We start from the raw sequence: 12,815 nt of genomic DNA on the forward strand, positions 1-12,815 counted from the left end.
CGCGGCACTGATCACCGGTCGCGGCAAGCTGGCCGACCTGCCCGCGGCCCGGCTGGTCGATCTGGAGGTGATGGAGCCGGACGAGGCCCTCGGGCTGTTCGCCGCGGTCGCCGGGCCGGAGCGGGTGTCGGCCGAGCGGGCCGCCGCCATGGACGTGGTGGCGATCTGCGGGTTCCTGCCGCTGGCCGTACGCATCGTCGCGGCCCGGCTGGCCGCCCGCCCGTCCTGGACGGTCGCCTCGCTCGTCCCCCGGCTGACCGACGAGCGGCGCCGGCTGGACGAGATGCGCATCGGCCACCTGGCAGTGGACGCGACCTTCTCGCTGGGCTACGAGCACCTGGACCCGGCGCAGGCCCGGGCGTTCCGCCTGCTGTCGCTGCCCAGCGGGCCGGACATCTCGGTGCACGCGGCCGCCGCCGTGCTGGAGTCGAGCCCGGTGCGGACCGAGGACATGCTCGAGTCCCTGGTCGACGCGAGCCTGCTGGAGGCGCCGGCCGCCGGGCGGTACCGCTTCCACGATCTGCTGCGCCTGTTCGCCCGGCGGCAGGCCGAGGTCACCGAGAATCCGGACGCCGGCGCGGCGGCGCTGCGCCGGCTGCTCGGCTACTACCTCGAATCGGCGCGGGCCGCGCACCGGCTCGCCTACGAGGGCAGCGTCATCGCCGACCACCTGGTGCCGGCCGGGGTGTCGGGCCGGAACTTCACCGGCGCGGACGAGGCCGTCGCCTGGCTGACCGCCGAGGCGGAGACGCTGTTCGCGGCCATCGGGCAGTGCGCCGACGCCGGCCCGGCCCCGGCCGCCCTGCTGCCCGCCGCCGACCTGCTGCTGGCCATGGAGCCGCTGCTGGAGTCCGGCGCGTACGTCCGCGAGTTCGCCGGTCGGGCCGGCGCCGTCCTCGGTACCGCCCGGGCGATCGGGGACACCGCGAGCGAGCTGCGCTGCCGGTACGTCATGGGGCGGGTGCTGTTCGGCGCGAACCGGCTCGGCGACGCCGACGCGCAGTTCCGCGCCGCGCTCGACCTGGCCGAGACCACCGGCGACCACATCGTCACCGGCGAGATCTTCAACGCGCTGGCGGTGGTCGCCGGCCGCCGCCGCCGGCACGAGGAGGCGCTGGGCTGGTTCGACCACGCGCTCAAGGCCTACCGGGAGATCGGCGCGGCGGCCGGGGAGGCGCTGGTGGCGAGCTACTCGGCCCGCGACCACCTCGGGCTCGGCCATCCCGAGGAGGCCATCGCCGCGGCCGAGCGGGGGCTCGCCATCTTCTCCGAGCTGGGCAGCGGCGCCGGGACGGCCCGGGCGCGCTATCACCTGGGCATCGTGCTGTCGCGGGTCGGCCGGCTCACCGAGGCGGTGGTGCACCATGCCGAGTGCCTGGAGTTCTTCCGGTCCGGCGCGCAGAAGGTGTGGGAGCAGCGGGTGTGCTGCCGGCTCGCCGAGACGTTCATCGCCGCCGGGCGGTACCAGGACGCGGTGCGGCACGCCGAGGAGGCCCTGACGGTGAGCAGGGAGATCGGTCATCCCTACGGCGAGGCCCTCTCGCTGACCGTGCTAGGCCGGGCGCTCGCCGGGCTCGGCAGCGTCCGGCGCAGCGGGGACTGCCTGCGCCGCGCCCTCGACATCTTCACCCGCCTGGGGTCCCCCGAGGCCGACGACCTGCGCGCTCTGCTGCAGCTCGACCAGGTCGGCGATTAACTCCCGAACGCCGCAGAACGGTTCGTCGTCCAGGCGGGTCATCCACACGTGGTTGATCACAGCTCACCATGTCCCGTCGTCAGGTACGCCGTTCCGGGTCCGGCCGGCCGCCCGGCCACCGCCGGGCGCCGGGGGGCCCGGTGCCTGCCGGAGGCGCCACGCGGTGGCCGGCCGCCTTTCGGCGACGGCCGGCCGGACCTTCGGCACGGTCTCGAACCCCCAAGCCCCGTGCCACGAAACAGCCTGGCGGAGGCGGCTCAACGCCGGATCAATGCCGGATCAACATCCACGCCACGACACGCCCGAGGCCGATGACCTGGGGCTCCGGGTGGGCAAGCGGCAGGCAAGCCGTGGTCAAGGGGGTACAGATATCACAGTCGTGTAAGGCCGCGCCGTACATGCAAGGAGCGGATCTCCCATGTTGATCCCGTGTTACGCCTGCGAATCCCGGTTCCGGCCGGACGAGTTCTTCGGCGCCTGTCATGACTATCACCGGGGGCTGGATCAGGTCGCGTGGACCTGCCCGCGGTGCGGCAACCGCGACGACCTGCGGGTGCTGCCCGGCGCGCTCGGCTTCGGCTACCCGCGCCGGGGGCGCTTCGACGTGCACGACCGGGTGCGGGTGCCCGGGCTGCGCCGCCACCGGCAGGAGCTGCGGCTGGACATCTCGCTGGACGAAAAGGTCTGGCGGGTCCCCTCGCGCGTCCGGCAGGCCGTCTGACCGCTGCCGGAAACCCGCCCACATCCGAATACAGAAATCGTCTTGACAATAAAAGTTGTCGGTGAGACGGTGGTCGTACGCGAAAGGCGGACCCGCCCGGTCCCCTCGCGGAACCAGGTGAAGCCGGGCAACGACCACGAAGGAACCCCGATGAACGCCACTGTCGAGACCACCCCCGACCTGCGGGCCGGGCGGCGCGAATGGATCGGGCTGGCGGTGCTGGCCCTGCCGACCCTGTTGCTGTCGCTGGACATCAGCGTGCTGTACCTGGCCCTGCCCCACCTGAGCTCCGGCCTCGGCGCCGACTCGACCCAGCAGCTGTGGATCCTGGACATCTACTCGTTCATGCTGGCCGGCTTCCTGGTCACCATGGGCACCCTGGGCGACCGGATCGGCCGCCGCCGGCTGCTGCTCACCGGTGCCGCGACCTTCGGCGTCGCCTCCGTGCTCGCCGCCTACTCCACCAGCCCCGAGATGCTGATCGCCTCCCGGGCGCTGCTCGGCGTGGCCGGTGCCACCCTCATGCCCTCCACCCTGGCACTGATCCGCAACATGTTCCGCGACCCCAAGCAGATGGGGTCGGCCATCGGAGTGTGGTTCGCCTGCTTCATGGGCGGCATGACCGTGGGCCCGCTGGTCGGCGGCCTGCTGCTGGAGCACTTCTGGTGGGGTTCGGCCTTCCTGCTCGGCGTCCCGGTGATGGTGCTGCTCCTGGCCGTCGGCCCCCGCCTGCTGCCCGAGTACCGCGACCCGAACGCCGGGCGCCTGGACCCGATCAGCGTCGCCCTGTCGCTCGCCGCGATCCTGCCCGCCATCTACGGTCTCAAGGAGCTCGCCCGCTCCGGGGTGCACGCCCTGCCGGTCGCCGCCCTGATCGTCGGCATCGCCGTCGGCGTGGTGTTCGTGCTGCGCCAGCGCGGCCTGGCCAGCCCGCTGCTCGACCTGCGCCTGTTCGCCAACCGCTCGTTCAGCACCGCGATGGGCGTCATGCTGCTGGCCGGCATCGTGATGGCCGGCACGACCCTGCTCTCCAGCCTGTACCTGCAGACCGTCCAGGGCCTGTCGCCGATGAGCGCCGGGCTGTGGCTGCTCCCGCAGAACATCGCCATGGTCGCCGGCTCGATGGTCGCCCCGGCGCTGGCCCGCAGGTTCCGCCCGGCCTACGTCATCGCGGCCGGTCTGGTCATCGCCGGCGCCGGCCTGGTGGCGCACACCCAGGTGCCGAGCGTCGACGGGCTGCCCCTGCTGGTCACCGGTCTGGTGCTCGCCTCCTTCGGCATCGCGTTCCCGATGTCGCTGACCATGAACCTGATCATGAGCTCGGTGCCGCTGGAGAAGACGGGCTCGGCCGCCTCGATCAACCAGACCAGCGGCGAGTTCGGGGTGGCCATGGGCGTGGCCGCCCTGGGCAGCCTGGCGACCTTCGTCTACCGCACCCAGCTCGCCGACGACCGCCCGGCCGGCGTCCCGGCCGCCGTCGCCGACGCCGCGCACCAGAGCATCACCGCCGCGCTGACCGCCGCCCAGCAGCTCCCCGGCCGGCTCGGCACCGAGCTGGTCGAGGCCGCCCGCGGCGCCTTCACCGGCGGTCTCAACACCGTGGCCGCGGTGGGCGCGGTCATCTTCATCGGCCTGGCGGTGCTGTCGGCCGTGGTGCTGCGCGGCGGCGGGCAGCCGGCCCAGGCGCCGGGAGCCGCACCGGCGGGCGAGGCCGCCGAGAGCGGCGAGAGCGACCAGAACGGCCCGCACGCCGGCAGCGACGCCGAGGCCGGGCTGGTGACGGCCGGCAAGGACTGACCGGACCGCTCCCAGGGCCGGACACGGGCCGGGCGGACCACGGGCGACCGTGGACCGCCCGGCTCCTTCGCATGCGGGCCCGGCTCAGCCGAGCCGGAGACTCTGCCAGGCGGCGGCGCAGAGCATCTTGATCTCGTCTTCGGCCGGCTGGTGGGCGCCGGAGAACCACAGGCGGCACATCTCGGTCGCCGGGCCGAGCCACAGCACGTAGCACATGGTGGGGTGGACCGGCCGCAGCACTCCGGCGTCCATGTGCGGGCGCCACCAGTCCGCCACCTGGCGGAAGAAGGCCCGGCGCGACTCGGCGACCTCCTGACCCCCGGGCTCCTGCCGGCGCGGCGGCCGCTCGCTGATCAGCACCCTGGCCCGTTCGGGATGCTCGCCGCACCAGGCCATGTGCAGCGCCACGATCGCCTCGATGCCGCCCTGCGCGGTCTCGTGCCGGTACAGCTCGTCCACGAAGGCCCGCTGGTACATGGTCTGGATCTCGGAGTAGAGCACTCCGAAGACGTGTTCCTTGCTGGCGAAGTGGTGGTAGAAGCTGCCGACGCTGACGCCGCTCTCCTCGCGGAGGCTGGCCAGCGTGGTGGCGGAGACGCCGTCCTGGCTGAACCGGCGCAGCGCCCCCTCGATGATGCGGGTGCGGCCGTCGCGGCCGGTCTTCGCGGTCTTCACGCCGTCAATGGTGGCCTAACAGAACCTTGTTCTGCAAACTCCGCCGGGTCCGGTCATGCTAGCGCGGCCGTCCACCTGGCGGAAAGGCCGTCTCGGCATCCGGGCGGGCGCGCGGTCAGCCCCGCTGCTGCATGACCCGCAGCACCCGACGGAACGCCAGCAGCGACGCCGCGGCGGCCAGCACCATGAGCAGCGCCACCGCCGCCGTCCGGACGATCAGGTACGTCTGGATCGGCTCGCTGAACAGCAGCCACAGGCTGAGCGTCCCGTTGGCGAACTGCACCAGGCCCCACAGCAGCGACAGGTGCACGAAGAAGCGGCGCATCCGCGGATGCCGCACCAGGTGGTCGGGCAGCGGCACCAGGTCGGTGGTGACCCGCTGGATCAGCGGGCGACGCCCGGCCGCCGTGCAGAGGAACGCCAGACTGGCGCAGAACACCCCGAGCGTCGGCTGCAGGAAGTAGATGACCACGTTCCCGGTGAGCAGGGCCAGCGCCGCGCGCACCGTGATCGCCAGCATCGCGAGCAGCACGGTGCCCGGCACGGTGCGCCGGCGCACCAGGCGCAGCACCACCCCGCCGTACACCCAGGCGACCGCCAGGACCAGGCCGCCGTGCACGCCGGCCACCAGCAGGCCGGCGTAGAAGACCGCCACCGGAAGGATCATGCCCTCCAGCACCCGCGGGGCGGCATGCCGGACCAGCACCGAGATCCTCGGCAACGTCGCGGACTGCGGGACGGCCGGAAGCGCGATGGAGGACGCTGTCATGGTCGGGTGGGGCTCCTGCGGCCGATGTGGTGGTCTGGGGGCGAACCTCCACGACCGTACGGCATGCCCGACAGGTCGGCGAGCGGTTCCTGAAGATCATAGATGGCCGGCGGACATGCGGATTCCGCGGTCGTTCCCGCACCGCGGCCAGGCGCCGCGCCACCTGCCTCATCCGGTACGAGGGTGACATCACCGTCACCCCCGGTCAGGGAGATCTGGCGTTAAGGACATCCGGCCGCCCGGCCGGACCGGCACACCGGCGCGGGCCCGGCCGGGTGCGGGACCGCGGCCGGCGCTGCCTAGGCTGGCAGTCGTGTACCGGTTCCTCCTCAAGCCCCGGTGGCTGGCGCTCCACCTGCTCGTCCTGCTGCTGATCCCCGCCTTCGTGTTCCTGGGCCGGTGGCAGTACGGGCGCTACGAGGATCGGTCGGCGGCGAGCGAGCTGGCGTCCCGCAACCTGGCCGCGGCCGCGGTGCCGCTCACCGCGCTGGACCGGCCGGGTGCCGACCCGCCGGCCGCGGCCCGGCACCGCGAGGTCACCGTCGCCGGACGCTACGACCCGTCGCACGAGCTGGTAGTGCGGCGCCGGGTGCAGAACGGCCGGGTCGGGTACTACGCGCTGACCCCGCTGATCACCGCGGAAGGCGCCGCGGTGCTGGTCAACCGCGGCTGGGTGCCGATGGGGGCGACCGCGACCGCGCCGCCGCGGATACCGCCGCCCGCGGCCGGGCAGGTCGCCCTCACCGGACGGCTCCGCCAGGCGGAGACCCCGGAGAGCACCGGCATCCGGCCGCTGAGCGGCCTGCCCGCCGGGCAGATCATGCTGATCGACACCCCGGCCATCGGCCGCGCGATGCCGTACCCGCTGTTCGGCGGCTACGTCGAGCTTGTCGAGCAGCGGCCGGCCGCCGCGGCGGCGCCCGCGCCGGTCCCGCCGCCGGACGTCGGCGGCCGGGGCGGGCTCAACCTCGCGTACGCCGTGCAGTGGTGGGTCTTCATCGCCATCGCGATCGGCGGGTGGTTCACGCTCATCCGCCGGGAGGCCCGCGACCTTCGCGCCGGAGAGGGCGCCGACGGCGGCGCCGGCGGCGGCCGGCCGGCCGGCGCGGGCGCCCCGGCCTGAACGGATACCAACCGGAGACCTGCTGGCTTGTCTCGTGTTATGCCGACGCCATACGGTTTTCCTGTGACTACATCGCTGCCTCCTGACCCTGAGCCACGGCGGCGAGACTATGTGATCATTTCCGTCGATGATCATGTCATCGAGCCGCCGGACCTGTTCGAGGGCAGGCTCCCCGCCAAGTACGCCGAGGTCGCTCCCAAGGTCGTGGAGACCGAGGCGGGCCACCAGGTATGGCGGTACGGCGGCGGCACCTACTCCTGCGCGGGCATGGACGCCGGCGCCGGCCTGCCGCGCGAGCAGTGGACGCTCGACCCGGTGCGCTTCGAGGAGATGCGGCCGGGCTGCCACGACATCGAGGCCCGGATCGCCGACATGGACATCGCCGGCATCTGGGCGGTGCTCAGCTTCCCCGGCATGCTCGCCGTGCAGTCCGGCATGGCCTTCGCAAAGACCCGCGACCAGGACCTCGGGCTGGCCCTCACCCGTGCCTGGAACGACTGGCACTGCGACGTGTGGGCCGGCACCTATCCCGAGCGGGTCATCGCCCTGCAACTGCCCTGGCTGCCCGACCCGGAGGTCGCGGCCAAGGAGGTACGCGCCAACGCGGCGCGCGGCTTCAAGGCCGTCGTCTTCCCGGAATTCCCGAGCCGGCTGCGGCTGCCGTCCATCCACACCGGGCACTGGGACCCGTTCTTCGCCGCCTGCGAGGAGACCGGCACGGTCGTCTGCCTGCACACCGGCGCGTCCTCCTGGGCGCCGGTGCCCTCGCCGGACACCCCGATCGAGGCCATCACCACGCTGATCCCGGCCAGCGCGATGTTCGCCTGTGCCGACTGGCTCTGGTCGGGGGTGCCGCTGCGCTTCCCCAAGCTGCGCATCCTCATCGCCGAGGGCGGCGTCGGCTGGCTGCCCATGCTGGCCGCCCGCGCCGACTACGCGCTCGACCACCCGGTCGCCGGCGAGACCGAGTGGGAGGGCGGGCTGAAGCCGAGCGAGGTGCTGCGGCGCAACTTCTACTTCGGCACCCTGGACGACTACGCGCTGTCGGGCGTGCGGCTGGCCGTCGGCCTGGAGCACGTCCTGCTGGAGAGCGGTTACCCGCGCTCGGAGTCCACCTGGCCCGACGTCCAGCACGCGCTGGCGCGCAACCTCGGCAGCCTGCCGCCCACCGACATCGCCCGGGTGGCCTACGGCAACGCGGCCCGGCTGTTCGGCCACCCGCTGCCCTCCCGCGCCTGGCTGATGGCCGAGGAGCTCTGACCGGCGGGAACGCCTGACCCGGATCCTGGATCCAGGCCGGTCGCCCGGCCCGCCGAACCGGACTCCGGTGGAGGAGACGGTCCGGGCCGGCGCGCCCGAAGGACGCGGGCGCGCCGCGAACCGACGTGCCGGCTACACGACCTCGCCCTCGACGTGCCGCCTGCCGCGGCCCTTGTCGTGGCTCCTGTCGTGGCCGGGCACCTGGCCGCGCTCCCAGTCCAGATAGCGGTCGCTCTCGCCGAGCAGCGAGCCCATCAGCCACAGGAAGGCGCCGAAGTCGTCGGCGACCCCGATGAGCGGCAGGAAGTCGGGCACCACGTCGAACGGGGACACGATGTAGAGCACGCCGAGCCCCATCAGGGCCAGCTTGCCCTTGCTCAGGTCACGGTATTCGCCGCGCAGCGCGCCGCCGATCATGCGGGGCAGCGCGCGGATCCGATCCATCAGCCCGGCCGAACCGGGCCGGCTCACCTGGCGGTAGGCGCGGTACGCCGCCGCCGCACGTCCGGTCTTGCCCATCTGGCACCTCCGTCTGCGCCCGCGGTCCGCGGCGCGGTCGGAACCCGTCGATCGCGCACTACCCGTGCGGGCACTTCGATAACGCACGGGACGACCCGCCGGGTTCCGCGGCCGGCATCCGGACGCCTCCGGGGCGAGCGCGCACCGTCCCGGCCGCCGGGCACGACGGCGAACACAAGGGGCGAACACAAGGGGCGGACACAAGGGGCGGACACAAGGGGCGGACACGGCGACGGGCCAGGCGGACGGTCGGTCCGACGGGCTCAGGTGCGCAGCTCGCGCATGGCGGTGATGAAATCCTTGGTCACCCCGCGCAGGCCGGGCAGGTGCGAGAGCCCGACCAGCCGGTCGATCAGCGGCACCATCACCTCGATCAGCCGGTACGTGCGCGCGCAGCCGGGCGAGGTGTCGTGCACCCAGAAGAGGATCACCCCGAGCGAGGACAGCCACAGCAGCTCGGGCAGTTCCTCGCGCAGTTCGGCGTCGATGCGGTCCGCCGCGCCCTCCACGACCTGGCGGTAGATCGCGATGGCCGCCTCCCGCGCCGGCGCCGACTCCCCGCTGAACGGGCTGAGCGGATTGCCGGGCTCGGAGGCGTGCTTGTAGAACTTCACCGCGAACGCGTGATACGGCTCCGAGACCGCAACCCAGGCGCGCAGCACGCCGCTCAGCCGGTCGGCGAACCGGCGCTCGGCGGCCAGCAGCTCGCGGCAGGCGGCCTCGTGCGCCTCCTGCGCGCGGTCATAGTAGGCCTGGACCAGTTGCTCCTTGGAGGCGAAGTAGTAGTACGCGTTCCCCACCGATACCCCGGCCTCGGCGGCGATGGCCCGCATGGTCGTCGCCTCGTACCCCCTCTCCCGGAAGAGCCGCAGCGCGGTCTCCACGATGACGTCCCGGGTCTTCTCTCCGCCTCGCGCCTTCGGCCTCGACTCGACCACGTGGCAACTGTACGGCCGCGGCCAAGCAAGGTCACAGACGCACAGCTCGCCCGCCATTTTCCCGCAAAAAGCCGCAGAGCAGTGGAGTCAGCACTTTGGGTATGTGGGATAGATCTTCCTGGCGGAGGGGCGCTGCGACAGAGGATCGATATGGGCTTTAATCCATGCACAACGGGATCTGCCTGGCTCGGCGCCGGCGCGCTGCTCGCCGCGCACATCGTGCTGGCCGGCCCCGCGCTGGCCGCGCCCGCCCCGGCGCCGGAGGGACTGGCCGGAACGGCCGCCCGGCCGACCGCCCGGGAGCGGGCCGGCGGGCCCGCCCGCCCGGCCGCCCGCCGGATGAGCCATCCCGTCCTCACCACGCTGCACGCGGCGCAGGCCGCCCGGGCCGCCGCCCGCCGCCGCGCCCCCGGGATGGTGAGCGCGGCGCTGTGGCGGCAGCACCGGCGCTTCCGGGCGCTGCCGCTGGCGCACCCGCAGGCGGTCCGGCGGCTGCGGCACGCCGGGCTGCGCTGGAAGTCCTCCGGGCACTGCCACAGCCGGCACCGGCCCACCTGCACATCGCTGGCATCCGTCCGGCTGGGAACGCTGTGGGGGCTGGTGAACCTCAGACGCCGCAGCGGCTGCCCGGTCATGGTGACCGGCGGCACCGAGGTGGGACACGCGCCCGGCCCGTTCAGCCACGGCCGAGGTTACAAGATCGACATCCTGCACAACCGGTGCGTCGACCGGTACGTCCGCGGCAAGCGCCGCGGCCGGATCCGCGACGACGGCGCCCGCCTCTACTACGAGCGCCGCGGCAAGGCGTACACCGTCTACGCCGACGAACCCAGCCACTGGGACATCACGTTCCGCTGACGCCCGCGTCCCACGAGGGGCCGCCGCGCGCGTGCGGGGGCGCGACGGCCCCCGCACGGCGCGGACGTCAGGCGGTGAGTTCGGCGGCGACCAGCTCGGCGATCTCCGCGGTGTTCAGCGCGGCGCCCTTGCGCAGGTTGTCGCCGCACACGAACATGTCCAGCGTGTTCGGGAAGTCGAGCGCCTGCCGGATGCGCCCCACATAGGTGGGGTCGGTGCCGACGACGTCGGCCGGCGTGGGGAACACCCCGTTCGCCGGGTCGTCCAGCACCACCACGGTGGGCGCCGCGTCCAGCACCGCGCGCGCCTGCGCCACCGTCACCGGCTCGGCGAAGGTGGCGTGCACGGCGAGCGAGTGGGTGGTCACCACCGGCACCCGCACGCAGGTGGCGGAAACCTTGAGATCCGGGATGCCGAGGATCTTGCGCGACTCGTTGCGCACCTTCAGCTCCTCGGAGAACCAGCCGTCCTCCTTGAGCGACCCGGCCATCGGCACCACGTTGAATGCCAGCGGCGCCGGGAACGGCGAGCCGACCAGATCGGGCACCGCCTTGCGGACGTCGCCCGCCACCGTGCCGAGCGTACGGTTGCCGGCCACCGCCTCGATCTCGTCGTACAGGCGCTCGGGCCCGCTGACGCCCATGCCGGACACCGCCTGGTAGGAGGCGACGACCAGCTCGCGCAGGCCGTACTCGCGGTGCAGCGCGCCGAGCGCGGCCATCATCGACAGCGTGGTGCAGTTGGGGTTGGCGATGATGCCCTTGGGCCGCTCGGCCACCTGGCGCGGATTGCACTCGGGCACGACCAGCGGTACCTGCGGGTCCATCCGGAACGCGCCGGAGTTGTCCACCGCGACCGCGCCGCGGGAGACGGCGATCGGCGCCCACTCCGCCGACACCTCGTCCGGGACGTCGAACATGGCCACGTCGACCCCGTCGAAGGCCTCCGGCGCCAGCGCGACGACCTCGACCTCCTCGCCCCGCACCCGCAGCCGGCGGCCGGCCGAGCGCGCGGAGGCGATGAGCCGGATCTCGCCCCACACGTCCGGGCGGCTGGAGAGGATCTCCAGCATGACCGTGCCGACGGCGCCGGTGGCGCCGACGACGGCCAGGGTGGGCTTGGCGGTGCTGTCCGCGGTCACTGCCTGGTCACTCTCCTTGCCGGTGTGCCGATCGGGGGCGCTCATCGCCCGGTACCGCCGTAGACGACGGCCTCCACCTGGTCGGCGTCGAGGTCGAACGCCCGGTGCGCGGCGGTGACCGCGGCGTCCACCTCGTCCTGCCCGACGATGACCGAGATGCGGATCTCCGAGGTGGAGATCATCTCGATGTTCACCCCGGCGTCGGCCAGGGCACCGAAGAACTTCGCGGTGACGCCCGGATGCGAGCGCATGCCCGCGCCGACCAGCGACACCTTGCCGATCTGGTCGTCGAAGAGGATCTTTTCGAACCCGATCTGCTCCTGGATGCGCTTCAGCGCCGTCACCGCGACCGTGCTGTCGGCGGACGGCAGCGTGAAGGAGATGTCCGTGCGCCCGGTGGCGGCGGCCGAGATGTTCTGCACGATCATGTCGATGTTGATCTCGGCGGCGGCCAGCGTCTTGAAGATGGCCGCGGCCTCTCCGACCTTGTCGGGGACCCCGACCACAGTGATCTTGGCCTCGCTCCGGTCGTGCGCGACGCCGGAGATGATCGGCTGCTCCATCTCGCTTCCTTCAGTGTTGGGATCGGAGACGACCCAGGTGCCTTCCCGGCTGCTGAACGAGCTGCGCACGTGGATCGGCAACTCGAAACGCCGGGCGTACTCCACGCAGCGCAGATGCAGGATCTTCGCGCCGCAGGCCGCCATCTCCATCGCCTCCTCGTAGGAGATGCGGGGGATCTGGCGGGCCGCGGCGACGATGCGCGGATCGGCGGTGAAGATGCCGTCCACGTCGGTGTAGATCTCGCAGACGTCGGCCGCCAGGGCCGCGGCGAGCGCGACCGCAGTGGTGTCCGAGCCGCCCCGGCCGAGCGTCGTGATGTCCTTGGTGTCCTGCGAGACACCCTGGAAGCCGGCGACGATCGCGATCTGCCCCGCCCGCACGGCCTCCTGGATGCGCCCGGGCGTGACGTCGATGATGCGCGCCTTGCCGTGCGAGGAGTCGGTGATCACGCCGGCCTGCGAGCCGGTGAACGAGCGGGCCTCGTGGCCGAGATTGGCGATCGCCATGGCGAGCAGCGCCATCGAGATGCGCTCACCGGCGGTCAGCAGCATGTCGAGCTCGCGGCCGGGCGGCAACGGCGACACCTGCTGGGCCAGGTCGAGCAGCTCGTCGGTGGTGTCGCCCATCGCCGAGACGATGACCACGACGTCGTTGCCGGCTTTTCTCGTCGCGACGATCCGCTGGGCCACCCGCTTGATGCCTGCGGCGTCTGCGACGGAGGAACCACCGTATTTCTGGACAACGAGCGCCACGG

Annotated in this window: 12 protein-coding genes; 6 read left to right on the top strand and 6 right to left on the bottom strand. The window is 72.8% G+C overall.

Annotated features, from left to right (window positions below):
- The 3 genes from Sru01_RS26625 to Sru01_RS26635 form a co-directional block, all read left to right on the top strand.
- Positions 1–1,696: tetratricopeptide repeat protein (locus Sru01_RS26625; protein ID WP_203990996.1), on the top strand; the 1,696-nt coding region annotated here is incomplete at its 5' end.
- A gap of 418 nt (positions 1,697–2,114) precedes the next feature.
- A complete protein-coding gene (locus tag Sru01_RS26630; RefSeq protein WP_203991000.1) occupies positions 2,115–2,417 on the top strand; it encodes a hypothetical protein in 303 nt (100 codons plus the stop codon).
- 150 nt (positions 2,418–2,567) lie between these two features.
- Positions 2,568–4,214 carry an MFS transporter gene (locus tag Sru01_RS26635; protein ID WP_203991003.1) on the top strand — a complete coding sequence of 549 codons (1,647 nt, stop codon included), beginning with the start codon at positions 2,568–2,570 and terminating at the stop codon, positions 4,212–4,214.
- Positions 4,215–4,298: 84 nt separating this feature from the next.
- Here Sru01_RS26635 and Sru01_RS26640 read toward each other — a convergent pair whose 3' ends face one another.
- Together Sru01_RS26640 and Sru01_RS26645 are read right to left on the bottom strand one after the other, a co-directional pair.
- Positions 4,299–4,889 carry a TetR/AcrR family transcriptional regulator gene (locus tag Sru01_RS26640; RefSeq protein WP_203991005.1) on the bottom strand — a complete coding sequence of 197 codons (591 nt, stop codon included), beginning with the start codon at positions 4,887–4,889 and terminating at the stop codon, positions 4,299–4,301.
- 115 nt (positions 4,890–5,004) lie between these two features.
- Positions 5,005–5,658 (bottom strand): VC0807 family protein, encoded by a 654-nt coding sequence (locus tag Sru01_RS26645; RefSeq protein ID WP_203991009.1) that lies wholly within the window; start codon positions 5,656–5,658, stop codon positions 5,005–5,007.
- A 313-nt stretch (positions 5,659–5,971) separates the two neighbouring features.
- Between Sru01_RS26645 and Sru01_RS26650 the strand changes: the two genes are divergently transcribed.
- Together Sru01_RS26650 and Sru01_RS26655 are read left to right on the top strand one after the other, a co-directional pair.
- Positions 5,972–6,781, top strand: coding sequence for an SURF1 family cytochrome oxidase biogenesis protein (locus Sru01_RS26650; RefSeq protein WP_203991012.1), 810 nt, complete (start codon positions 5,972–5,974; stop codon positions 6,779–6,781).
- A 111-nt stretch (positions 6,782–6,892) separates the two neighbouring features.
- Entirely contained in the window at positions 6,893–8,041 is a 1,149-nt protein-coding gene (locus Sru01_RS26655) for an amidohydrolase family protein (RefSeq protein WP_239137762.1), read from the top strand.
- A gap of 132 nt (positions 8,042–8,173) precedes the next feature.
- Here Sru01_RS26655 and Sru01_RS26660 read toward each other — a convergent pair whose 3' ends face one another.
- Positions 8,174–8,560 (bottom strand): YkvA family protein, encoded by a 387-nt coding sequence (locus Sru01_RS26660; protein ID WP_203991018.1) that lies wholly within the window; start codon positions 8,558–8,560, stop codon positions 8,174–8,176.
- A gap of 263 nt (positions 8,561–8,823) precedes the next feature.
- Entirely contained in the window at positions 8,824–9,498 is a 675-nt protein-coding gene (locus Sru01_RS26665) for a TetR/AcrR family transcriptional regulator (RefSeq protein ID WP_239137763.1), read from the bottom strand.
- A gap of 150 nt (positions 9,499–9,648) precedes the next feature.
- On the opposite strand from Sru01_RS26665, the gene Sru01_RS26670 reads away from it, so the two are divergent.
- The gene (locus Sru01_RS26670) at positions 9,649–10,356 is read left to right on the top strand and encodes a hypothetical protein (RefSeq protein ID WP_203991024.1); all 708 of its coding nucleotides are present in this window, start codon (positions 9,649–9,651) and stop codon (positions 10,354–10,356) included.
- Between the two features lie 67 nt (positions 10,357–10,423).
- Here the strand turns inward: Sru01_RS26670 and Sru01_RS26675 are convergent, their stop codons facing one another.
- Positions 10,424–11,542 (bottom strand): aspartate-semialdehyde dehydrogenase, encoded by a 1,119-nt coding sequence (locus tag Sru01_RS26675; protein ID WP_203991031.1) that lies wholly within the window; start codon positions 11,540–11,542, stop codon positions 10,424–10,426.
- Complete coding sequence (locus Sru01_RS26680; protein WP_203991033.1) at positions 11,539–12,813, bottom strand: aspartate kinase; 1,275 nt, start codon at positions 12,811–12,813, stop codon at positions 11,539–11,541. The genes Sru01_RS26675 and Sru01_RS26680 overlap by 4 nt, the downstream gene beginning before the upstream one ends.
- Positions 12,814–12,815: the final 2 nt, after the last annotated feature.

Source organism: Sphaerisporangium rufum (assembly GCF_016863395.1).
In the GTDB taxonomy this organism is placed as follows: Bacteria; Actinomycetota; Actinomycetes; order Streptosporangiales; family Streptosporangiaceae; genus Sphaerisporangium; species Sphaerisporangium rufum.